The organism is Sporanaerobacter sp. PP17-6a (assembly GCF_900095615.1).
GTDB lineage: Bacteria > Bacillota > Clostridia > Tissierellales > Acidilutibacteraceae > Acidilutibacter > Acidilutibacter cellobiosedens.
The window spans coordinates 36111-61232 of sequence record NZ_FMIF01000016.1; the positions used below are offsets into that span (position 1 = coordinate 36111).

At 31.7% G+C, this 25122-nt stretch carries 21 protein-coding genes and 1 tRNA gene; 20 read left to right on the forward strand and 2 right to left on the reverse strand.

The genetic code is table 11. From position 1 onward, the window contains the following. The first annotated feature begins 1 nt into the window (after position 1). The 6 genes from PP176A_RS15885 (at position 2) to PP176A_RS16755 (ending at position 4452) form a co-directional block, all read left to right on the forward strand. Positions 2-178, forward strand: a complete 177-nt coding sequence (locus tag PP176A_RS15885) for an aspartyl-phosphate phosphatase Spo0E family protein (protein ID WP_083381858.1) — start codon at positions 2-4, stop codon at positions 176-178. 294 nt (positions 179-472) lie between these two features. Then, positions 473-1354, forward strand: a complete 882-nt coding sequence (locus tag PP176A_RS08010) for a DegV family protein (RefSeq protein ID WP_071139951.1) — start codon at positions 473-475, stop codon at positions 1352-1354. Between the two features lie 341 nt (positions 1355-1695). Next, a complete protein-coding gene (locus tag PP176A_RS08015; protein WP_143037664.1) occupies positions 1696-3000 on the forward strand; it encodes a phenylacetate--CoA ligase family protein in 1305 nt (434 codons plus the stop codon). A 274-nt stretch (positions 3001-3274) separates the two neighbouring features. Continuing rightward, a tRNA-Lys gene (locus PP176A_RS08020) sits at positions 3275-3350 on the forward strand. 325 nt (positions 3351-3675) lie between these two features. Continuing rightward, a complete protein-coding gene (locus PP176A_RS08025) occupies positions 3676-3867 on the forward strand; it encodes a hypothetical protein (protein ID WP_071139953.1) in 192 nt (63 codons plus the stop codon). 261 nt (positions 3868-4128) lie between these two features. Further along, positions 4129-4452 carry a putative ABC transporter permease gene (locus PP176A_RS16755; protein WP_373419509.1) on the forward strand — a complete coding sequence of 108 codons (324 nt, stop codon included), beginning with the start codon at positions 4129-4131 and terminating at the stop codon, positions 4450-4452. A 321-nt stretch (positions 4453-4773) separates the two neighbouring features. Here the strand turns inward: PP176A_RS16755 and PP176A_RS08035 are convergent, their stop codons facing one another. After that, positions 4774-5421 (reverse strand): HAD family hydrolase, encoded by a 648-nt coding sequence (locus PP176A_RS08035; RefSeq protein WP_083381859.1) that lies wholly within the window; start codon positions 5419-5421, stop codon positions 4774-4776. A gap of 245 nt (positions 5422-5666) precedes the next feature. On the opposite strand from PP176A_RS08035, the gene PP176A_RS08040 reads away from it, so the two are divergent. Together PP176A_RS08040 and PP176A_RS08045 are read left to right on the forward strand one after the other, a co-directional pair. Continuing rightward, entirely contained in the window at positions 5667-6590 is a 924-nt protein-coding gene (locus PP176A_RS08040; protein ID WP_083381860.1) for a DMT family transporter, read from the forward strand. Positions 6591-6638: 48 nt separating this feature from the next. Then, positions 6639-7703, forward strand: coding sequence for a GerMN domain-containing protein (locus tag PP176A_RS08045; protein WP_071139955.1), 1065 nt, complete (start codon positions 6639-6641; stop codon positions 7701-7703). A 221-nt stretch (positions 7704-7924) separates the two neighbouring features. On the opposite strand, the gene PP176A_RS08050 is transcribed toward PP176A_RS08045, so the two are convergent. After that, positions 7925-9793, reverse strand: a complete 1869-nt coding sequence (locus PP176A_RS08050) for an ATP-dependent helicase (RefSeq protein ID WP_071139956.1) — start codon at positions 9791-9793, stop codon at positions 7925-7927. 197 nt (positions 9794-9990) lie between these two features. On the opposite strand from PP176A_RS08050, the gene PP176A_RS08055 reads away from it, so the two are divergent. The 12 genes from PP176A_RS08055 (at position 9991) to PP176A_RS08115 (ending at position 25005) form a co-directional block, all read left to right on the forward strand. Further along, positions 9991-10545 (forward strand): phosphatase PAP2 family protein, encoded by a 555-nt coding sequence (locus PP176A_RS08055; RefSeq protein ID WP_083381862.1) that lies wholly within the window; start codon positions 9991-9993, stop codon positions 10543-10545. 216 nt (positions 10546-10761) lie between these two features. Then, complete coding sequence (locus PP176A_RS08060) at positions 10762-12876, forward strand: heavy metal translocating P-type ATPase (RefSeq protein ID WP_200796099.1); 2115 nt, start codon at positions 10762-10764, stop codon at positions 12874-12876. 194 nt (positions 12877-13070) lie between these two features. Further along, complete coding sequence (gene megL, locus PP176A_RS08070) at positions 13071-14276, forward strand: methionine gamma-lyase (RefSeq protein ID WP_071139960.1); 1206 nt, start codon at positions 13071-13073, stop codon at positions 14274-14276. Between the two features lie 207 nt (positions 14277-14483). After that, the gene (locus tag PP176A_RS08075) at positions 14484-15239 is read left to right on the forward strand and encodes an alpha/beta hydrolase family protein (RefSeq protein ID WP_071139961.1); all 756 of its coding nucleotides are present in this window, start codon (positions 14484-14486) and stop codon (positions 15237-15239) included. 241 nt (positions 15240-15480) lie between these two features. Continuing rightward, positions 15481-16737, forward strand: a complete 1257-nt coding sequence (gene glyA / locus PP176A_RS08080) for a serine hydroxymethyltransferase (protein ID WP_071139962.1) — start codon at positions 15481-15483, stop codon at positions 16735-16737. Positions 16738-16835: 98 nt separating this feature from the next. Beyond that, on the forward strand, positions 16836-18284 hold the full coding sequence (locus PP176A_RS08085) for an alanine/glycine:cation symporter family protein (RefSeq protein ID WP_071139963.1): 1449 nt from the start codon (positions 16836-16838) through the stop codon (positions 18282-18284). A 236-nt stretch (positions 18285-18520) separates the two neighbouring features. Then, a complete protein-coding gene (locus PP176A_RS08090; protein WP_071139964.1) occupies positions 18521-20071 on the forward strand; it encodes a histidine kinase in 1551 nt (516 codons plus the stop codon). 37 nt (positions 20072-20108) lie between these two features. Further along, entirely contained in the window at positions 20109-20816 is a 708-nt protein-coding gene (locus tag PP176A_RS08095) for a response regulator transcription factor (protein ID WP_071139965.1), read from the forward strand. Between the two features lie 79 nt (positions 20817-20895). After that, entirely contained in the window at positions 20896-22572 is a 1677-nt protein-coding gene (locus tag PP176A_RS08100) for a formate--tetrahydrofolate ligase (protein WP_071139966.1), read from the forward strand. Between the two features lie 19 nt (positions 22573-22591). Then, a complete protein-coding gene (locus tag PP176A_RS08105; RefSeq protein WP_071139967.1) occupies positions 22592-23221 on the forward strand; it encodes a cyclodeaminase/cyclohydrolase family protein in 630 nt (209 codons plus the stop codon). A 37-nt stretch (positions 23222-23258) separates the two neighbouring features. Then, positions 23259-24128, forward strand: a complete 870-nt coding sequence (locus PP176A_RS08110; protein ID WP_071139968.1) for a bifunctional 5,10-methylenetetrahydrofolate dehydrogenase/5,10-methenyltetrahydrofolate cyclohydrolase — start codon at positions 23259-23261, stop codon at positions 24126-24128. After that, entirely contained in the window at positions 24121-25005 is an 885-nt protein-coding gene (locus tag PP176A_RS08115) for a formate/nitrite transporter family protein (RefSeq protein WP_071139969.1), read from the forward strand. The genes PP176A_RS08110 and PP176A_RS08115 overlap by 8 nt, the downstream gene beginning before the upstream one ends. Positions 25006-25122: the final 117 nt, after the last annotated feature.

Consider the following 25122-nt stretch of genomic DNA (forward strand, 5'->3'; position numbering starts at 1 on the left):
TATGAATAATATAATTACTTTAGAAAATTTGAAAGTGGAAATAGAGAAAAAGAGAGAGGAACTTAACAATTTGATGGTATGTGAAATAGATAAATATAAGATTCTTGATTTTAGTCAAAAATTAGACAAGTTAATATTTCAGTATTATAAATTTAGAGAAAATGAAAAGAGTAATTGAGCAGAGTTTGGAGCTCTGCTTCAATTCTAAATGTAAGATTTTGTTATGTTATAATTATAATAATAAGGAAAATATTATAATCAATATAATTATTCCTGCAATTGTTCCTATTACATAACGAAGTGTTTTTTTCTTTATAAAGAAAAATTTCATATTACCCACCCCTTATTTTTCTTGTAGTATAATTTATTTATTAAAAATCATTTATATGCCATGTTTTCTTTTTTTATATTTTAAATGTATCTTTTTAGTGGTATTATATACTTAAGATAACTTTAAAAAGGGGGATGTTTAATGACAATAAAAATATTGAGTGATAGTGCATGTGATCTGCCAGAGGAAATATTAGATGAATATAACATAGAGATATTACCTATTGTGGTAAATAAAGGAGAAAAAGAATTTTTAGACAGAGCAACGTTAATGCCTAAAGAAATGTATGATGATATGCGTAATGGAGCGGTTTATAAGACTGCCCAAATTCCGCCTCATATGTTTGAAGAAAAGTTTGAAGAAATTGCAAAGAAAAAAGAAAGCGCAATATATATAGCATTTTCTTCTGGCCTTTCCGGAACATATCAAACTGCTGTAATAGTAAGAGATACAATGAAAGGAAAGTATCCTGAGCTGGACCTTGACATAGTGGATTCTAAGTCGGCCTCCTTAGGATTTGGACTTATTGTACATAAGGCGGCTCAGATGGCGAAAGAAGGCAAGGTCAAGGCAGAAATACTCAAAACTATAGAGTTTTATGTGAAGCATATCGAACACATATTTACTGTTGATGACATAGAGTATCTTTTTAGAGGAGGAAGAGTCAGGAGATCTCAGGCATTCATAGGAGGATTACTAAATATTAAACCTATATTGGTCTTTAATGATGGGAAAATTGTTCCATTTGAAAAAATTAGGGGAAGAAACAAAGTAATGAAAAGAATGTTGGAGATAATGGAGGAAAGAGGAAAAAGTGCGGATCTTAAAAATCAGGTTATAGGGATTAACCATGGTGATGATATTAATGGAGCAATGCAGCTAAAGAAAATGATTGAAGAAGAGTTTGGCTGCAAAGAGTTTATAATTAATATGTTGTGCTGTTCTATAGGTGCACATTCGGGACCAGGGACATTGTCTGTGTTCTTTTTAAATGAAAAACCGGATAAAGTGATTGAGTTATAAGAATATTTGATAGAGAAGATTATATAATTATAATAATAGAAAAATAATTCAATATCAGTTTTTATGATTTTGCCATTAAACTTCCGCAAAACCTCATACCGTTGTGGCTGAGAATGTAAGGATTTTCAATGAGGAGAGTTATATGTTTTCCTAATTGAACTTTTATACGAAGTTTTTATTCTTGGGGTATGGGAGATTCACATAAGTGATAATTTGGAGGAAGGGTTAATGGTTTTATTTTGTGGTAAAATATATTCATAAAGAATGAGGATTTTTCTGTTTGATGAAATTGTGTTTAGACGGGAGGAGATATTATTATTTCTTTAATTAAATATGGAAGGATGTATTATAATCATAATAAATGGGATAGAAATGAAATTATGGATTATAGTGATAAATGTTTTAGAAATATACTTAAATATGCCTATAGGAACAGCACTTTTTATAGAAGGTATTATGCGAGTTATGGTATAAAGTTTGAACATTTAAACACTATTGATCCAAAGGATATTCCTTATATGGATAAGGAAAAAGTCAGAAATAATTTTTTTGATATTCCAACTCTTAAGATAAAAAAGAGATATTTAAATGATGCATTAAAAAGGAATGAACTCTTGCTCAAGGTGGGTAACTATTATTTGGTTCATACTTCCGGAAGTACGGGAAGGCCATGTAGTTTTTTATATGGGAAAAGAGCTTTAAACAAAATTGAATCCAATTTTGTTAGATTGAGTATAGGGGGAAAGAACTCCATAAGAATGACTGATTTTCCCATAAGAACTCTTTATATAGCAAGTGTAGGTAGCGGATATGCATGTACTGCTTTAGCTCTGGAAGGTATAAAGAAATATAAATCAAGGAGTGTAGTAGTTAGTGCTCTTGAACCTTTAGAAAAATGGCAAAGAATTGTCGGCGATTTTAAACCGAATTATATTGGCGGTTACCCTTCTTGTATAAAAATTGCAGCTCATCTTCAAGAAGAAGGGAAAATAAAATTAAGGCCCAAGAAAATTATTACCGGCGGAGAGCCTTTGACGAAAGAAACTTCAAAATATTTCTCAGAATTGTTTAATGCGGATATAATAGATTATTACGGATGTACGGAATCCATTATTATTGGAGCAGGAGCAAGCTATTATGACGGAATGTATTTATTTGACGATATGAACTATATAGAGGTCGATAAAGATAATAAACTTGTTATTACTCCATTTTATAATAATACCTTTCCTCTAATTAGATATAGATTAAATGATATAGTTGAGGATTTTAACTATGATGGAGAAGGGGTTCTTCCTTACACTCATATAAATAGAATTATAGGAAGAGAAGAGGAAGTAATGTGGTTTAAAAACAGCAGTGGGAATTTTGATTTTCTTCACCCGCTATTTTTAGATGATATAGATGTGAAAGGCATAAAGTATTATCAATTTATACAGAAGAGCGATACGTTTTTTAGCTTAAAATGTGTAAAGTTCTCAAATTCAGATGAGGAAGAATTAATAAAAAATTTAAAAGGCTTATTAGATAATTTTCTTAAGAAGAAGAATATGGAAAATGTAAAATATGATATTTCTTTTGAGAAAAGCTTAGACATAAATCCTCATACTGGGAAAACAAATATGGTAATTAAGAAATTAAAATAAATTTTTATATTTATTATGATTCTTATCATATAAAATATGTGAATTATTCTAACTTATATAAGATGGGAGAATTCTTGCTAAGAAAATTAAATAAAATATGGAGATGAGTTATTGTTATGTATTGTGGAGAAAAAGTGCGCTTAAGAGAATACCATGATGAAATTATCATGGGCATATTAAGAGAGGATTATGGAAAAATAATTAACAAAAAATAAATTAAAATGCTGGACAAATATAATAAATGAGTGTATAATAAGTAATGTTATTTGGTTTTGCACCTTTAGCTCAGTTGGTAGAGCAACTGACTCTTAATCAGTGGGCCCAGGGTTCGAGTCCCTGAAGGTGCACCATGATGAATACCTTACAACCAATGGGGTTGTGAGGCTTTTTTATTTTCATTTAATAACCCTCAAATATGGTACATTCGTGCCACTTTGCGTGCCAGTCTGATTTCCTAACAGAGATTATTATATATTACACGCTCCAATAGAAATCCCTTTATATTATTATTTCAGGATGTATCTCTCCAATTATCATAAGAATTAGTTTGTAAATATTATGAATTAAAATCATCATAGGACATTCTAATAACAACATAAATATAAGGTGAGATGATTGATCGAAGGATAATAGCAATTCAGATATTTTTGGAAAGCGAAGAAAGGGAGGCTAACCATGAATGACAAAGAGAAAATCAGAATATTAGAGGATGAAATAAAAAGGCTTAGAGATGAGGTTATAACGTGGAAAACACGATATGAAGAATTGAAAAATTGTGTAGAAATAATCAATGCCGAAAGGCTGGAAGAAGCCAAAAGGCAGAGAGAATTCCTATATTCTCTTTTAAGTAAGAAAGAGGAGGAATAGAAGGCATGGAAAATAGTTGCATTATATTGATAAGCACTTACTGAATAAAATAGTAAGTGCTTTTATATTGCCGTTTGCCATTATATGGGTTATGAATATTTAAAGAAAAATTCTTCACACTATATAAAGAAATCATTATTTTGAATAATGTGAAGGATGAAGAAAATGAAACGACTGAATAAATATTTAATCTTATTCGTAATCGGAGGGATATCCTATTTTTTTATTGAAATTTTATGGAGAGGGCACTCCCATATTACAATGTTTATTTTAGGCGGCTTATGTTTTGTATCAGTAGGTTTAATAAACGAATACTATTTCAAACTTAAAAAATCTTTATTAATACAGCAGAGTGTATCTTGTTTGGTTATAACAACATTAGAATTAATATTTGGATTAATTTTGAATGTAAGGTTGAGATTAAATGTTTGGGATTATAGTAATTTAAAATTTAATTTGATGGGTCAAATATGTTTAGAATATAGTGTTTTATGGTTTTTTCTTTCTTTACCAGCTATAATTTTTTACGATTATTTAAGGCATTGGTTGTTTGGAGAGGAAAAACCACATTATAAATTTATTTAGATTTTAATACAGATAAAAAAGAATCGGGGACAAACCCCGCTAAATGGTATATAAGTTTAATATCTTCTAAACATATCGCAATTACAGAAAATGATTACTAATATGAGGAAGAAGAATAACAAAGAACTATCTATGCCACAACGTCTTTCATCTCTACTTAGTATATCATCCATATAATAAGCACCTCCTATTATAAGAGTAAAGCCTCTTAGAATAGAGTATGAAAAATATCGGCATAGTGTTAATAAATATTTTTCTAAAATAAGAATATTTTAGAAAAATATTTATGATAATCGCTAATACTTAAAACTATTTGTGCATTTACACATAAAATAAACTTTCTAATATTTCTATTGATAATTCATTGAAGTTTTTTATTATTAAATCTGCCTTAGACAGATCTTGATTCCCCGAATTAGGATTTTTATATCCTATACATTTCATGTTTGCAGCCTTTGCAGCTTCTACTCCCGCATTGGAATCTTCTATTACTATGCAATCGGTATAAGATGCATTCATCTCATTTGCGGCTTTGAGAAAAATTTCAGGGGCGGGTTTTCCGTTTTTTACTTCTTCGCCGTTTATAAATATTTTAAAATATTTTTCCAATTGAAATTTTGTTATTATTGCATCGACGCTTCTTCGATTATTAGATGAAGCCAATCCTAAGGAATAATCTTTATATACATTTTTAATAAAACTTTCAACATTATCTACCATTTGAATATCATTTATATTTTCTATGAAATTCTCTTTATACATTTCTATTAGCTTTTCTACAGAAACGGGGATGTTAAGCTTATATTTTAATTCACTCCAGCAGTCATAATCAGTTACTCCAATGTATTTAGAATGTTCTTCCACGCTAACTTTTTTGCCGAATTTTCCTAAGAGATTATTAAATACTTCGAAATGCAAAGGTTCGCTGTCTACAATGACTCCATCCATATCGAATATTATAGTTTTCAAAATTATCATCTCCTTTATTTTAACAAATATCCCACCTTAACTATTATATCTTATTGGAGGATTTATTTCATTGGAAAATTATAATATTAAAAATATAAAGTCTATTTTTTGATATAAAATAAGTTGGAAAGATTTAAGATTATAAATGCTAATATAATATATGAATAAAAAATCGATAAATGTATGAATATGCCAATGCGCTTTTGCTTAGGAGCAATTTATGATATAATCATGAAGGGTACATATTGAAAATTGAAAGGACAGATAAAATGGCAAAAAATAAAGGAATATTTTTTATAGTGATTGCATCATTTTTATTAGGCTCTATACCGTTATTTGCTAAAGTTGCTTTTAAAGGAGGACTTAATTCATTTACTACTCTGACGTTGAGATTTTTGGGGGCAGCAGTTATTTTATTTATCTATATAAAAAAGCATGGGTATAGTTTAAAGATAAACAGAAAACAGTTTTTATTTATCATGCTTATGGGATCGGCAGGATATTTTTTAACTTCAGCCTTTTTATTTAATTCTTATAAGTATATTTCTACGGGACTTGCTACGATACTTAGCTTTGTATACCCAATTGTAGTCAATCTGTTCTCCATAGTTATTTATAAAGAAAAGGTGAATTTCAGGAAAGGATTAGCTTTAGTATTATCTATAATAGGGATATATTTATTAGTGGAAAACAAAAGTGGAGTAATGAATATAAAAGGCGTTTTATTAGCATTGAGTGGAGGGTTTGCCTATGCTTTTTATGTTTTAATGGGCGCTAATAAGGATCTGAAGGATATAAATTCATTTATCCTTATTTTTTATGTAACATTAGTGGCATCTTTATGTGCTTTTACTTTTAGTACAATAACAGGCCAATTTCATTTGTATATAAATTTATACTCAGTAGTAGGCGCTCTGTTTTTATCTTTAGCCTGTACTGCAATACCCCTTATATTATTTTTAATGGCTGTAAGATGTATTGGACCTTCGGAGGCTTCAATTCTTAATACTCTTGAGCCCCTTGTGAGTATTATAATAGGTGCGATAATACTAAAAGAAAAAATAGGGTTGGGAATGGTAATAGGAACTTTTTTGGTGATATTGTCAATAATAATTATTGCTATGATGGATAAAGAGAAGAATTCGGAGAAAATGAATAATGATATATAAATATTGTCAATAATAATTTATATGAAAACAATGTGTAGGAGTGATTTTATGAAAAAAAGAATTATTATTTTATGGACAATGATTTTTATGATTGGTATTACTGCCGGCTGCAGCATTGATAGCAATAAAAATAATTCAAATATAGATGCAGAAAATATTCAAGAAGAAACAATATACATACCGGATTACTATCCTTTCAAGAAGAATACAGTTATGTATTATTCGGGAGAAGGGAATGAATATGCCGAAAAAAAATCTTATTTTGAGTATATTGGTAATAACAGAGCACAGCAGAAAATATTGAATCCGGGAACCAATATGGTAAGTATTCTTGAATATAAGGATGGAGAATTAAAAGAAATATATTCGGAAGAGGAATTTTATAATATAGAAAATTTATTGAATGTAGATGAAGAAAAAAATACAGTTATATTGAAGGAACCGTTAAATGTAGGAGCTTCATGGACTCTTCCGGATGGAACTAAAAGAACCATTACAGGTTCCAATGTAGCAATAGAAACACCTTTAAGGGAATTTAAAGCTTTGGAAGTAACTACTCAAATGGGAGAAGATAAAGTTGAGAAGGATTATTATGCTAAAGGAATAGGCCTTGTTGCAAGCATATATAATGATGGAGAAACAGAGATAAAAACTCTTCTTGAAAAAATTGAAGAGAACGCTCCCTTAGTTCAAAATATGAGATTTTATTATATTCTGAACTCAGGAGAAAAAATTGTATATACTCAAAATGATATTGGATTTAAGACGAATGAAGGGATAGAAAAACTATTTGAAAATGGATTTAAGAATCCTCCTTCAGAGAAATTAATATCTCCTATTTCTCAAAACACAACAATAAATAAAATAAATTTTGATAAAAAGAATAGAACAGTAAAAGTTGATTTTTCCAATGAATTAACTGAAGAAATGAATGCCGGAAGTAATTTTGAAGCTCAAATAATTAAAAGTATAGTAAATACATTCGGAGATTATTATGATGCAGATAAGATATATATTTCAACAGAAGGTGTTCCTTACAGTACAGGTCACTTTCAACTTAGAGAAGGAGAATTCTTTTCGGTTGAGGAAAAGGACGTAGAAGAATTCAAATAAAAGATCCTTAAAGCCTTTTTAAGGCTTTAAGGATCTTTTATAATTAATATTCCTACTTTTCTTCTTTCTTTTCTTTCTTTTCACCTTTTGCTTTTTTATTGTCTCTTTTATCTTTATCTTTTGACATTGATTTCCCTCCTTTCATGAGATTGTATAACCTTCATTAATAGTATTCCTTTTTTTGAAAAATTTAGTATAAAAAATTAAATTTAAGCAAAAAATCATAAATTTTCTAATTCATTTACAAATCGGGAAGGGTATACTTTTTTTTCACTTTTGTTTGAATAGGTTAAAAGCATAAGATTATTTTTTGTTCTGGTCATTCCCACATAAAATAACCTTCTTTCTTCTTCCATTAGCTGAATTTTGCCGTTTTCAAAGGCGTCTATACTATTGGAAGAAGGAAAATCGCCCTCAATTAAATCTATCATGAATACTCTGTCATATTCCAAACCTTTTGCACTGTGGATAGTTGAAAGATTTACTCCTTTGGTATTATATTTTGATTGAAATGTTAAATACTCTAAATATTTCAATCTTCTTAGAAGCTCTTCTAAATTTTCTGTTTTTGCAGAGATTAATTTTAAATAATAAAGTATAGTTTTTAATGAATCAAAGGTGTATCCAAATTTTAGAGCATTTTCTTTCAAATATATTTCATATTCTAAGTTCTTTTCTATAAATGTTATTGCTTCATGAGGTGCCATATTTTTAAGCCTGTTAAAATCGATTTTTATTTCCATTATTTTTTGACGATAATCTCTGCTCAAATCATTTATTTCCAATATTCTATCGAATACTGATTTATCATAATTGAGAGTTTTTATATAATCCACATAATTTTTATATATAAAGCCTTTCATTTTAAAATATATTTTTTCAAAGGAGTTTAAATCTTCAGGATTATTAGCTACATTTAAAAATAAGATGATATCTTTTATTATCCAATGATTAAAAAATTTAACATTTACATCTCTCATATGAAAGGGAATCTTGTTATTCTCTAAATATTCTATAACACCGATAGAAGATATATTATTTCTATACAATATGGCAGCATTTGAATAATCAGCAAATTTTTTCAGTTCTTTTATTATATATTCATACTGTTCTGTTATTGTATTAAGCTTCACTATATTTATAGGAGATACATAATTATTTTTTGTAAATATATTTTTGTTGTATCTTAATTTATTTTGCCTTATAAATTTATTGCATACAGAGACAATATTTCGGGATGATCGATAATTTTCTTCCATGTAGAATATTGAAAGGTCTTTAAATTCCCTTTTAAGATCAAACAGACCTTGAGGGAAAGCGCCTCTGAATCCGTAAATGGATTGGTCATCATCTGCCACTATAAACAGATTATTTTTAGGTTTTGCTATAAGTTTAATTATTTCCAACTGAATTTTAGACGTGTCTTGTCCCTCGTCTACTTGGATGAAATCATATTTATTTCTCCATTTTGAAAGAAGGTAAGAATCCCTCTTAAGAAAATCGAGAGTTAAAACAAGCATATCATCAAAATCTATCATTTTTTTCTCTTTTTTAAAACCTTCGTATGACATATAAATCTCTTTGAAGTGGTTTATTTCAACCTTGTTTTCTTTTAAATAATCATCAACACCAATCATCATATTTTTTATATATCCTATGCCGTTGTTTATTCCTTCTAACTTTTCATCCGCGGCCCATTCACCGTTTATATCATAATATAGATTTCTTAATATAGTAATTTTATTTATAGAATTACTGTTTCCTTCTATAAGAGTATAGGGTATTCCATGTCTATTAGTATATTCCCTTAATATGCTATAGGAAAAACTGTGAATTGTTGAAAAAGTTATGGGAATAGAGGAAGTGTTTTTAAAATTATTGACAAACCTTTTTTTCATTTCTTTGGCAGAAGCCCGGCTAAAAGTGATGGAAAGTATCTTTTCCGGCAGAATTTTATGTTTTGATATTAAATTATATGTTCTATGTAAAAGGACAGTTGTTTTTCCGGAACCCGGAACAGCCAATATAATAGCGGGACCCTTTCCGTGATTTATGGCTTTTGTTTGTTGATCATTAAAATTTATTTTCATTAGTACACCTGCTTACAATCAGATTTTAACGTTGAATTAACATATATATTATATATTAATAATAGCATACAAGATATAGATATCCAATTTTAAGATAAAATTTACTTAAAGGTATAAAAATTGTTTGCAAAAAAGTTAATAATATCTTAAAATAATATAACACAAGGTATTAACAAAATTGAAAGTGGGTGATGGAAATGAAAAAAAAATTTAAATCTTTTGATAAAAGATTACTTCATTGGTTTAATGATACAATAAAATGCAAAGTTTTAGATAGATTTATGTATAGGATAACTAACCTGGGGGGAGGAATATTTACTACAATTATTCTTCTTGCAATGATTGTATTTGGAAAAGAAAAAATAAGGGTTGCAGGGATCGAGGGGCTTACATCTCTTTCTGTCAGCCAAATATTTGTTCAAGTGTTGAAAAAATCTTTGCAAAGGGAAAGACCGTATAATATATTGAAAAACATAAATACCTTTGGAATTAATTTAAGGGACTATTCTTTTCCTTCGGGACATACTACAGCAAGTTTTTCAATTGCTACAACAATGACTCTTAATTTTCCAAGTATTTCTGTTATATTAGTAATTTTAGCACTTACAATTGGAATTTCGAGAATGTACTTGGGAGTCCATTATCCTACAGATGTTATTGCAGGAATTGTAATAGGGATTTCTTCGGCAGTTATAATTCATTTTCAGTTTATTGAATTAGTTGAAAAATTTTCTTATATTATTTATAACTAACCCATGAAAATCCTGTTAATCTTTCAAGTGTGAACACTCTTTGTTAAATTTTCCTTAAATCTGATATATGATGATAAAAAGATAGTATTAAATAAATTAATTGTTTTATTCATATTTAGTTGACAAAACTTAAATTAAGAGTTATATTTATATTAATATATGAACAATTGCTCATATGTCCATATTAACATATAACAGATGGAAGGGATGGCTGCTATGATAGAGAAGGAATTTTTGTTAGAAGGATTGAATTGTACCCATTGTGCAGGAGAAATTGAAGAAGATGCCAATAAGATAAAAGGTGTTAAAAAAGCAAATTTGAATTTTGTTACTAAAAAACTAAAAGTTGAAATAGATGAAATCCCGAGGGCTGAAACTGTTTCGGATGAGGTCAGATCCATTGTGAAGAGAATAGAACCTGATGTAATTATACATGAAATTGGTGGTATGACAACGGATAAAATTAAAGATGATTTAAAGGCAGAAGAGGAAGAGAAAAATGATAATATGAAATTTGTAATAGGAGTAATTGTTTTTTTAACTGCCGCAATTTTTAAATTTGAATACAGGATTGAATTTATATTATTTTTTATAAGTTATATAATAATTGGCGGAGAAGTACTGATTAATGCATTCAAAAATATTCTTAAGGGCAAGGTATTTGATGAAAATTTCTTAATGTCTATTGCTACCATAGGGGCGTTTATAATAGGAGAATATCCTGAAGCAGTATCTGTAATGCTTTTTTACGAAATAGGAGAATATTTTCAAGGAAAAGCTGTTGATCATTCAAGAAAATCCATAAGCACCTTGTTGGATATTAGACCGGATTATGCGAATATAGAGACGAATGAAGGAATAAAAAAGGTTGATCCAAATAAAATTGAAATAGGGCAGTATATAATTGTTAAGCCCGGAGAAAAAGTTCCTTTGGATGGAATAGTAGCGGAAGGAAATTCTTTCGTGGATACATCTAATATTACGGGAGAAAGTGTCCCAAGGAGTATACAACCCGGAGATAATATTTTGAGCGGATTTGTGAATAAGGAAGGGTTATTGAAAGTAAGAACTATTAAAAAATTTGGGGAATCTACTGTATCAAAGATATTGGACCTGGTTGAAAATTCTTCAAAACAGAAAGCTAATATTGAAAAATTTATTACAAGGTTTTCTAAATATTATACTTCTGTAGTAGTTTTTTCGGCCATAGCTTTAACTTTTATTCCTCCTTTGTTTTTTCATCAAGATTTAAGTACTTGGGTATATAGAGCTTTGATATTTCTTGTTGCGTCCTGTCCATGCGCTCTGGTAGTATCCATACCCTTAGGCTTTTTTGGAGGAATAGGAGGAGCTTCTAAATCAGGAATTCTTGTTAAAGGGGGAAATTACTTAGAAGGTTTAAGTATGGCGGATACTATAGTATTTGACAAGACGGGAACTTTGACTAAGGGGATATTTGAGGTTACTGAAGTTGAAGGAGCTGAGGACTATTCTGAAGATGATATATTAAAGTTGGCAGCCTACGGAGAAATATTTTCCAACCATCCTATTGCTAAATCTATCGTTAAACAATATGGGAAGGAAATAGATAAAAGTCAAATTTCCAATTATAGAGAGATACCGGGAAAAGGAATAGAAGTTACCGTGGAGGAAAGTAAAGTTCTTCTCGGAAATGTGAAACTCCTTCAAGAGCATGGATTGAAAGTAGCTGATAAATCGAGTATAGGTACTGTAGTATATGTAAGTAGGGACGAAGAGTATATAGGCAATATAGTAATTTCCGATGAAATAAGAGATGAATCAAAGGAAACTATTAAGGAATTAAAAGCTTTAGGAATACGAAAAACAATAATGCTTTCAGGAGATAAAAAGACTACAGCCGAACAGGTAGGAAAAGAAATAGGAATAGACGAAATTTATGGAGAATTGCTACCTCAGGAAAAAGTTGAGATGATGGATCGAATCTTGAAAAATAAGAAGGGTAAGAAAAAAGTAATATTTGTAGGAGACGGGGTAAATGATGCTCCCGTAATTGCAAGAGCAGATGTGGGAATATCCATGGGAGGAATGGGTTCGGATGCGGCGGTTGAGGCTTCCGATGTGGTTATCATGGATGATGAAATAAGTAAGGTTAAAACGGCAATGAATATTTCCCACAATACGAATAAAATAGTGAGAGAAAATGTAGTTTTTGCACTGGGAGTAAAAATGGTCGTATTGACATTAGGCGCATTGGGGATAGCAAACATGTGGAGTGCGGTATTTGCAGACGTAGGAGTTGCGTTGATTTCAGTGTTTAATTCTATAAGAGCATTAAAAGTGGAAGAATAATTCTTCTGTTTTTTTTAATATACATTAGTGTATGTTTTCCGTAAAATGAGTTTCAAAAAAGCTTTCCTTAATTTATTAATATTTCAATGGAAGCTTTTTTATTATTATGATAGAATTAAAACGAGAGGGGATGAACAGGGTTATAATAATGGAAATATGGATTATAAAATAAAATTTGTAGGAGGGTTTATTATATGGATAGAGAAGATATAAATACTCTGGGATTTGGAACGAAAGCTATTCACGGAGGTCATAAAAAGGATTCTCAGTATGGTTCTTTGGCTACGCCTATATTTCAAACGTCTACATTTATATTTGATTCTGCTGAACAAGGAGGGAAAAGGTTTGCCTTAGAAGAACCGGGCTACATATATACAAGGTTGGGAAATCCAACGGTTGCCGAGGCGGAAGAAAAGATAGCTTTATTGGAAGGAGGAGAGGCCGGGGCAGCGACTTCTTCAGGCATGGGGGCGGTAGCAGCATCTTTATGGACTGCTTTAAAAGCGGGGGATCATGTAGTTGCTTCCGATACTCTCTACGGATGTACTTTTTCGCTTTTAAATCATGGTCTTACCAGATTCGGAGTAGATGTTACATTTGTAGATATAAGTAATCTTGAAGAACTGGAATCTGCCATGAGGCCTAATACTAAAGTTGTTTATTTAGAAACTCCTGCAAATCCCACTTTAAAAATTACCGATATTGAAGCCGTATCTAAAATAGCTCACAAAGTTAAGGGATGTTTGGTATTTGTTGATAATACCTTCAGTACTCCTTATATACAAAAGCCCTTAGAACTCGGAGCAGATGTGGTTATTCATTCGGCTACAAAGTATTTAAATGGACATGGAGATGTAATTGCAGGTTTTGTAGTAGGTGAGAAGAAGTTTATAGAAGAAGTTAAGATGTTTGGAATAAAGGATATGACCGGCTCGGTTATGAGCCCCTTTGATGCATATTTAATAATAAGAGGAATGAAAACATTGGAAATAAGAATGGAAAAGCACTGTGATAATGCTATAAAAGTAGCGAAATTTTTGGAGACTCACCCTGCCGTTAAGAAAGTTTATTATCCAGGTCTTGAGAGCTTCGAATACTATGAATTAGCAAAGAAACAGATGAAATTGCCGGGAGCCATAATTTCCTTTGAATTGAAAGGCGGAATTGAGGAAGGAAAAACGGTCATGAATAATGTAAAACTTGCGAAACTTGCCGTAAGCTTAGGAGATCCTGAAACATTGATTCAGCATCCCGCATCTATGACCCATTCGCCTTACACGCCTGAGGAGAGGGCAGAAGCCGGAATCAGTGACGGACTTGTCAGATTATCGGTTGGGCTTGAAACGGCAGAAGATATAATTGCGGATTTAAAAGAAGCTTTAGATTTAGTGATAAAATAATATAGAGCATTAAAGATCCTTATTGATGAGATTTACAATAAGGATCTTTTTTTATGCTTCATAGAAAAAAATTCTACTTTGTCTTAATGATTTTATTGCAAAAAAATTGTTTAATTTTGTTCAATAAAATGTACAATATGTTAATATAGTTTTTTTAGGCTATGAAATAATGTATATATTAATTTAATAAAGAAAGGAATGATACAAATGTTGGAAACAAAGATTATAGAGAGCAGGGCTCATAAGATGATAGCCGTATATGAATATAAAAATAAAGATGTTAGGGGAGATTATGTTCTTCTTTTTAACCATGGATTTGTCGGCAACAAGATAACACCGCATAGAATGGCTGTAAATTTATCCAGAAAAATTTTAGACATGGGTATAACAACAGTGCGGTTTGATTGTGTAGGAGCAGGTGACAGTGAGGGAGACTATGAATATATGACCATTAATGGAGAAGTTGAAGATACTCTCAATGTAGTTGAAGTTTTAAAAAAGGATTTTAATATGAAAAAATTTTTTATGATGGGTTACAGCATGGGAGGAGCAATAGCGGCATTGTCTGCGGCAGAAGTAAATCCAGATGCGTTGATATTATGGTCCCCCGTTTCGAATCCCTTTTGGAATTTTTATCGTTTGATTGGAAATGAAAAATTTATGAAAGGGATTAATGGGAGTGATGTTGACGTGGACGGAGACATGGTTAGCAGGAAATTTTTTGAAGATATTATTAAAATAGATCCCGTAAAAAAAATAAAAAATTTTGAAAATCCGGTTAGAATAATACACGGAAGTAATGATAACGATATACTGCCTATAAATTCTATAGCATATGAGTCGGTACTTAAAGATGTAAAAGTTAAATTTATAGATGAGGCAGATCACTGCTATTCTTCAGCAAAGTTTCAATCACAACTGATAGAAGAAACATCTAAATTTATCGTAGAACTGTTAAAGTAACTTATAATATTTCTTGCAGAAAATTGTTCAATTTTGTTCAATAAAGCGTCCAATATGTTAATATAGTTTTTTTTAATATTATGAAATAATATTTACGAAAACGTTATAAATATAAACTTTATAAGTACGGCAGGAGGTGAATTTATATATTATTTATCAGGAAAAGGGTTGGACAAGTTGTTATCAGCAAAGTTTTAAAAAATTATATTAACAAAATTAAGTAATCTGGGGAGGCAATAATATGTTGAAAAATACGAAAATATCAGATGCAGAATTGTATGAAATAGTTTGTGAAGAGCTGGAAAGACAAGAGAACAATATTGAAATGATTGCATCTGAAAGTACTGTACCATTAGAAATCATGGAGTTAAGCGGTTCTATATTTACTAATAAAACTTTGGAAGGATATCCGGGCAACCGATTCCAGGCAGGATCCGAAATAGCGGATAAATTAGAGATATTGGCAGATGAAAGGGCAAAAAAATTATTTGATGCAGAGCATGTTAATATTCAGCCATATTCCGGTTCGACGGCAAATTATTGTGTTTATTCATCTATATTAAAACCGGGAGACAAAGTTCTGAGTATGAGACTTGACCAGGGAGGCCATTTAACCCATGGAAGTCCTGCAAATTTTTTGTCTAAAGTTTATGATTATGATTTTTATGGTGTAAATAAAGATACTGAATTAATAGATTTGGATGAGGTCAGGGAGAAAGCATTAAAAGATAGACCAAAGTTAATTATAGCAGGAGGCAGTTCGTATCCAAGACTTATAGATTACAAGGCATTTTCTGAAATTGCTAAAGAAGTTGGAGCATATTTCATGGTGGATATGGCTCATGTTGCAGGATTAGTTGCGGCGAAAGTTATACCCAGTCCGGTACCTTATGCGGATTTTGTAACAACTTCAACTACAAAAACATTTGGCGGTCCAAGGGCAGGCATGGTTTTGTGTAAGAATAAATATGCAAAGTTGTTGGATAAAGGTGTATTTCCAGGGTGCTTGGGTTCTATGCATCTTACTACTATGTCGGCTAAAGCATGGCTATTTAAACATGCTGCAACAGATGAATTTAAAAATATAATGTCAAGCATATTGGTTAACGGAAGAAAATTAGCGGAGGAATTAGAAAAACGAGGTTTTAGGATTGTAACTGGAGGAACGGATAACCATATTGTCATGGTTGATTTAAGAAAGAAAAATATAACCGGAAAATTGTTTCAAAATGCGCTTGATTCAATAGGCATAACCGTTAATAAAAATCAAATTCCGAACGATCCTCAATCACCGTTTGTTACAAGTGGAGTTAGAATAGGAGTTACTTCAATTACTCAAAGAGGATTGAGGGGAAAAGAAATAGAAAAAATTGCAGAGATAATGGAAAGAGTCGCAGATGCCCCTGAAGATACCACAAATTTGGATAAATGCAGAAGAGATGCTCATGAATTAATATCAAGATTTCCTTTATATCCCGAAAATTCTTTTAATGATTAAAAAGTTCAGATCAAATTTCATATAAATGAATATTTATTTTAATTTTATTGAGGATATATAGTATAGTTTCTTAAGTATGAAAAATAGGGAGGATTTATATGAGCGATATATTGAATAGAATAAATGGTGTAGTGTGGAGTATGCCATTAGTTATATTGGTTTTAATAAGCGGGTTATATTATTCTATAAAGTTAGGTTTTCCTCAAATACTTCATATAAAAGATATGGTAAAAGCGGCAGGTAGTGCCAATAAGTCTGAGAAGGGATTAAATTCTGTGCAATCATTTATATTCACGGCGGCCAGAACTGTAGGAGTAGGAAATATTGCCGGTATGGCTACAGGTATATATTTCGGGGGCCCTGGTGCGATATTTTGGTTATGGATACTTGCAATATTCGGATCTTCAATTTCTATGATTGAAGGTATACTTGCCCAAACTTATAAAGTAGAAGTTAACGGCGAATTCAAGGGCGGTCCTGCCTACTATATGGAAAAGGGAATGAAGAATGCCAAATTAGGAAAAACATTTGCAGTAGCTTACGCAGTTATAACCGTAATAGGTGTAACATTTTTGATGCCTTCTGTTCAAACATATAATATAGTACAAGGACTTAACCAAGCATTTGGCTTTAATGTAGTAATAGCAGGGGTTATATTCTCTGCGATTATGGGGATAGTAATTTTTGGCGGTTTGAAAAGAATCGGCAATGTGGCACAGAGATTGTCACCAATTATGGCAATATTGTATTTTTTAATGTCGGTAGTAATTATTATTTTTAACATAGATAAGTTTCCCGGTGTAATTATGTTAATTATAAGATCTGCTTTTGGAATGGATTCGGTATTTGGGGCTATGTTTGGTGCTGCAGTAAGCTGGGGTATTAAAAGAGGTGTATATGCTAATGAAGTAGGAATCGGAACCTCTGCTATTACTTCAGCTTCAGCGGAAGTGGATCATCCCGTTACTCAAGGAATGATAGGAGGCTTATCCGTATTTATGGGTTCATTCTTTGTATGTACTACATCTGCAGTAATGATATTAATAACAAACAGTTATAATACAATCGGAAGTAATGGTAAGTTGGTAGTTGAGCATCTGCCTGGAATAGCATATGGAAACCCATTTGTAACAAATGCAATTAATACTTCTTTACCTGGCTTAGGTGAAAAATTTATTGCGATATCCATATTATGTTTCGCTTTTGTAGCACTTACGGCTTATTATCTGTATACCGAAAGTAATTTGATATATCTCATTGGAGGCAATAAATTAGGTATTTTTATACAGAGAATATTTTTTATAGGCTCCGTTTTTATAGGTTCTGTAATATCGGCTGATACCGTATGGACTATGGGAGATATTGCGAATGCTTTAATGGCTTGGATAAATGTTATAGCTATATTGTTCCTCGGGAATACTGCCGTAAAAATTTACAAAGATTATAATGAACAGAAAAAGATGAAAATAACTCCTGTATTTGACGGCGATAAGTTAGGTCTTAAAAATGTTAGTGATGCATGGTCTCCAAGGTATAATAAAAAATAGTTGTAATTTAACATATACATTATAAATACCCCTAATTTTAAAATAGTCGGCAACCCTGTTTTAATAATATAAAATTAATGGAGCTGCCGGCTATGATTATATTATATGGAATTAAAAGGTATAAGAAACTTAGTAAATTGAACTCACAAGACACTCAACAGACAAATCAAAAATGGTATAATTAAAATAGCAGATTACTTTTAAATATAAGATAGAAAAAAGGAGGAATAAAATCTGTGCAAGGTAATATACAGTCTTTTGAGTGGGGACAAGTAGAATGGATATATGAACCGGATTTTAATAGATCATTAAATACTATGAGTATAGGTATTACAACTATTTTTCCTAATAGGCGTCAAAACAAGCATATGCATTATGGAAATGAGCAGGTAATATATGTATTATCGGGGGAGGGCTTTCAGACAATTGGGGATAAAACGGGAAAAATGAAACCGGGAGATATTTATCATATGGATGCAGGGATTATCCATGAAACCATTAATTTAGGCGATGAACCCATAAGACAATTACTTGTATGTATTCCGGTGCATTATGAGCAAAATGTACAGATTGGGAACAAGGGATTAGCGTTAGCAAAAGAAATGGGCAAAATTGACAGCCAAGTAAAAATCAATAATGAAATAAACTATATATATGAAGCGATTGTTAACCCTCTGAAAATACCGGTAACTATCTTTGACATGAATGGAAACATAATCATTCAGGGAAGGAATTATTCTGAATTTTGTAAGCATAAATGTTTAATAGACCAAGACGTGAATAATTGCCCTATGTATAAAATAAAAGATGAATATGGGCCTCCTCATTATGCGGATTTGTCGGCATTTATTTGTCCTTACGGGCTGACTATATTTGATATTCCTATTATTTTTAACAATAGAGCTATAGGAATAATAAAGGGAGGGCATATAAGAACATCTAAGGATTATAATATTAAGAGAGTAACTTCTTCTCATACATTAGAAGAATTAATTCCGGTTGTTCCGAAAGGTACGCAAAATGCTGTAATGCAGCAATTTAAAAAACTAAGCAAAACTATAGAGAATCATTATATTCTTAAAGATGCGGAAATTGAATTGGGTAAGAAAGAAGATATTATTCAGGATATAGTAAAAAATGAAACTATTCTTGAAGAATCTTTAAAATCCACAGAAGAAAAGGTATTAAATATCCAGATCAGCAATCATTTTCTGTTTAATACCTTAAACTCTTTGGCAGGACTTGCTGTGAAAGGAGACTCATTAAAGGTTTATCAATCAATTATAGATCTTTCAAAGCTGCTTAGGTATACTACCGGAGATCAAAACCATTTTGTTCAATTTGAAATTGAAATGGAGCATTTGAAGAATTATTTGAACATAAAAAAGCTAAGTTATGGTAATAAATTGGAAGTAAATTTTGATATTTCAGAAGATATAAATAATAAAAATATTCCTTTCAATTGTCTGCAACCTATTGTGGAAAATAGCTTTGTTCATGGATTTAAAGATATGAAAAAGGATATGAAAATAGAAATTAGCGGAAGAACGGATAGGGGTAAAATAATAATCAGGATAATTGACAATGGAGCTGGAATAGATGGAGAACATTTAAATGAACTTAAAGACAAAATAAAGGCAAATGATAAATATGGCAAGATAAGCGGTCTTATGATGGTATATTCCAAGCTGAAATTTCTTTATGAAGATAAATTTGAATTCATAATAGAAAGCACACCAAAAAGAGGCACATATGTAAAAATGGTTTTACCAGAGTATATATCATAAATTGTAAATCAAAAAATTTACTTTAGGGGGAATAAAAATGAGAAATGCTGTTATTGCAGATGATGAGGAATTATCTGTTGAATTGGTAGAGTATTTGATCAAACGTTATGAATTACCTCTAAAAGTTATTGGAAGAAGTTCGGCAGGTGATGAATCTTTAGACATGATTACAAAATTAAAGCCGGATATTGTCTTTATAGATATTAATATGCCGGTTTTAAGTGGTTTGGAAGTAATGGAAAAAGTGAGGATGTCTGAAAATAGCAGTGCAGTCGATTTTGTTGTTATTACCGGATACAGTTATTTTCAATATGCACAGCTATCTTTGAGATTAGGAGCAAAGGATATATTGTTAAAACCTGTTGAACCCGAACAATTTGTGGAGACTATGGAAAGAGTCTTAGGCTATAGATATTCAGATAATCAGATATTTAACAAAATAGTTGAATATATAAATTATAATTATCAAGAAAATATTGAGCTAAAGGAATGTGCAGAGAAATATCATACAAGTCCTAATTATATTGCAAGAATGTTTAAAAAATATTATGGTATAAGTTTTATAACATATTTGAATAGCCTCAGAATAAAGAAAGCACAGGAGTTGTTAAGAAATACGGATTTGTCAATCAAGGAAATAGCGTATAAAGTTGGATATAATAACCTCAATTATTTTTATAAAATTTTCAAGAGAAATATGGAAGCTACACCGAAAGACTTTAAAAATGGTATAGCCAAAAGTTAAGATATTTGGTTTTCAAGAGATAGTTATATATGATATATTATATTTGTAATTTAATTTTACAATTTAAGGAGGAACAAAAATGTCATTTAAAACAGATATTGAAATAGCACAAGAAGCAAAGATAAAGGATATCAGAGAGATTGCGGGAAAACTTGGATTAACTGAAGATGATATAGAACTATACGGAAAATATAAAGCAAAAGTAGACTATAAATTGCTTAAAAAAACTCAAGGGAAAAATGCTAAATTAATATTGGTTACGGCAATTAATCCAACTCCGGCGGGAGAAGGGAAAACGACTACATCAATAGGGATTGCGGATGCATTATCAAGATTAGGGAAAAATACGATAGTTGCGTTAAGAGAACCATCCCTTGGCCCTGTATTTGGAATAAAGGGAGGAGCAGCAGGAGGAGGATATGCGCAAGTTGTTCCTATGGAAGATATTAATTTACATTTTACCGGTGATTTCCATGCCATAGGAGCGGCAAATAATTTATTGGCAGCAATGATTGATAATCATATTTATCAAGGAAATGCTTTAGACATTGATCCGAGAAGAATTGTTTGGAGAAGATGTGTTGATATGAACGATAGGCAACTGAGATTTATAGTTGACGGACTTGGCGGGAAAGCAAACGGTATGCCAAGAGAAGATGGATTTGACATAACGGTTGCTTCAGAAGTAATGGCTATATTTTGCCTGTCGAATGATATAAACGATTTGAAGGAAAGACTGTCAAAAATAGTTATAGGATATAACAGAAGTGGACAACCAGTAACGGCAGGGCAACTCAAAGCCCAAGGAGCTATGGCGGCGTTACTTAAAGATGCACTGAAGCCTAATTTAGTTCAGACTTTGGAAGGAACGCCGGCATTTATACACGGAGGTCCCTTTGCTAATATAGCTCATGGTTGTAATTCAATAATGGCTACAAAGATGGCGGTTCATTTTGCTGATTATGCGGTTACGGAGGCAGGATTCGGTGCAGATCTGGGTGCAGAAAAGTTTATGGATATTAAATGCAGAATGTCGGGATTAAGGCCAAATGCTGTAATAATAGTTGCTACGGTAAGGGCGTTAAAATACAACGGAGGAGTTCCGAAAGCAGAATTGAATAATGAAAACTTAGAAGCCCTTGAAAAAGGAATTCCTAATCTGTTAAAACATGTGGAAAATATAACTAAAGTCTTTAAACTTCCTGCAGTAGTTGCATTAAATAAATTCCCTACGGATACGGAAGCTGAAATAAAACTTGTTGAAGATAAATGTAAAGAACTCGGAGTTAATGTTAAACTTTCTGAAGTATGGGCTAAGGGAGGAGAAGGCGGAACGGAAGTTGCTAAAGAAGTATTGAGATTAATAGATGAAGGAAAGAGTAATTTTGAATTTGCTTATGATCTTAAACTGCCTATAAAAGAAAAAATTAAAACTATAGCCCGAAGGATATATGGAGCAGACGATGTTGATTTTACAAACCAAGCAAGTAAGGAAATATCAGAATTGGAGAAGAACGGGTTCGGAGAACTCCCAATATGTATGGCTAAAACTCAGTATTCCTTAACAGATGATCAAACTAAACTGGGAAGGCCGACGGGATTTAATATAACGGTAAGGCAGGTAACTGTTTCTGCGGGAGCAGGATTTATAGTTGCGGTAACGGGATCAATAATGAAGATGCCCGGTCTTCCCAAATTGCCGGCTGCCGAGAAAATAGACGTTGATGAAAATGGAGTAATAAGCGGATTGTTCTAATGTTTTGGAGGGAATTAAAATGAATTTAACGGATAAGAGCTGTGTAGAATTTACGGAAATTTTGGCATCGAAGAGTCCTGTACCGGGAGGCGGAGCTGCATCAGCCTTAGTAGGGGCAGTAGGAACTGCCCTCGGAAGTATGGTTTGCAATTTAACAATAGGGAAAAAAAAGTATGCTGAATTTGAAGGAAAATTAAATGATATATTAAGCAGAGCAGAAAAGCTGCAAGAAGATCTGATGAAGATGGTAAATGAAGATGCAAAATATTTCTTGCCATTGTCAAAGGCTTATAGTATGCCGAAGGATACAGAAGAGCAAATTATATCAAAGGAACAGGCCTTACAGAGAGGCTTAAAAGATGCCTGCAAGATTCCGGTATCGATAATTGAATTATCCTATGAATCGATTAAAATCCATGAAGATTTAGTTGATAATTGTTCAAAATTAGCTATAAGTGATGTAGGCGTGGGAGTTCAATGTTTGAAAGCCGCAATAATCGGAGCAGAGCTAAATGTAATGATTAATATAAAATTGATAAAGGATGAGGACTATATAAATAAAATTAAAGATAAGATAGAGCCTTTAGTCAAAGATGGAATTAAGATATGCGATGATGTTTATAATAAAGTATTAAAATCCATTTTATAGAAAAACAATTTACTAATCATATATGAGGAGAAAAAATATGGGAAAGATAATTAAAGGGAAAATCGTGGCAGATGCATTAAATGAAAAGTTGATTAGTGAGGTGGAAATTTTAAAGAAAAAAGGGATAATCCCTAAACTATTGATAATGAGGGTCGGGTCCAACGGAAGTGATTTGGCCTATGAAAAGGGAGCCTTGAAAAAATGTAAAAAGATTGGGATATTATCTGAAGTTAGAGAATTTCCCGAGACTATACCTCAAGATGAATTTATTTCTGAAATAAAAAAGGCAAACGAAGATAAAGCCATCAATGGTATTTTAATCTTTAGGCCTTTTCCTAAACAGTTAAATGAGAATTTAATAAAATACGAAATTGCACCCGACAAGGATGTGGACTGTTTTAGCCCCGTAAATGTAGCTAAGATAATGGAGAAAGATCCGACAGGGTTTTCTCCATGCACTCCTTCGGCGGTTATAGAAATATTGAAGTACTATAATGTCCCAATGAAAGGGAGAAGAGCCGTGGTTATAGGAAGATCCATGGTAGTGGGTAAACCTGTGGCCATGCTGCTTTTAAATGAAAACGCCACTGTAACCATATGTCATTCCAAAACTGAGGATATGCCTTCGGTTTGTTCTCAAGCTGACATATTGGTTGTGGGTATTGGGAGAGCAAAAGCCGTTAATTCCCAATATATAAAAGAAGGAGCGGCAGTTATAGATGTGGGAATAAATACAGACGAAAATGGTAATTTGTGTGGAGACGTGGATACGGAAGACTGTATTGAAAAATCATCTATGATAACGCCTGTTCCCGGAGGAGTAGGTTCAGTTACTACGTCAATACTTGCAAAGCATGTGATAAAAGCCTGCAGGCAGCAGAATGGCGGGGATTCTATCTATGAGTGAACACAATTATTTATCTCCTCCCGAAATTGCTGAAGCTACAATTCAAAATGGAATAAAGAAGACGGAACTGCCCGTTGTGAAGATGATTGTTTTAGGGATATTGGCAGGAGCTTTTATAGCATTTGCAGCAGAAGGCTCAAATATGGCATCATATAATTTACTAAGCAATATTGAAACCTATGGTCTGGGGAAAGCCCTATCCGGAGCAATTTTTAGCACAGGCCTTATGCTTGTTCTTATTGCAGGAGGAGAGCTTTTTACAGGGAATGCAACTATTATTATAAGCGTGTTGGATAAAAAGGTTTCAATAAAAAATATGTTAAAAAACTGGTTTTTTGTTTATTGCGGGAATTTTATAGGAGCTGTGTTTGTAGCTTATATGATGGTGAAATCCGGATTATTTAACAGCGGAGCAAATGAATTGGGAGGAATGACAATTAAAATAGCTTCATCTAAAGTTGGATTAACATTTGCACAAGGTTTTTATTTGGGAATTATGTGTAATTGGCTGGTATGTCTTGCGGTTTGGATGGCAACAGGAGCTAAGGACATTACAGGAAAAATATTATCCGTATTTTTCACAATTTGGTTATTTGTTACTTCGGGATTTGAACATAGTATTGCTAATATGTATTATATCCCGGCCGGAATTTTAGCAAAAGGAAACGAGGATTGGGTAGGAGCTGCTTTAAATCTTGGAGTTAAAATGAAAGGATTGAATTCTCTCAATTGGAAAAATTTCATAATTAAAAACTTAATTCCCGTGACCTTTGGAAATATCGTTGGAGGAGTACTGTTTGTAGGTATGGCATATTGGTATGTTTATATAAGAAATAAAAATTTATCCCATGAAAAATCAAAACAGAAATCGTCCTAAGTAAATATTAATATACAAAAAAATAGACCTATTTTAAAAGGTCTATTTTTTTGCTTTACTTCTACATTTCATTTTTTTGTTGTATAATATTTTAGAAGGTAAATATGATAAACTATA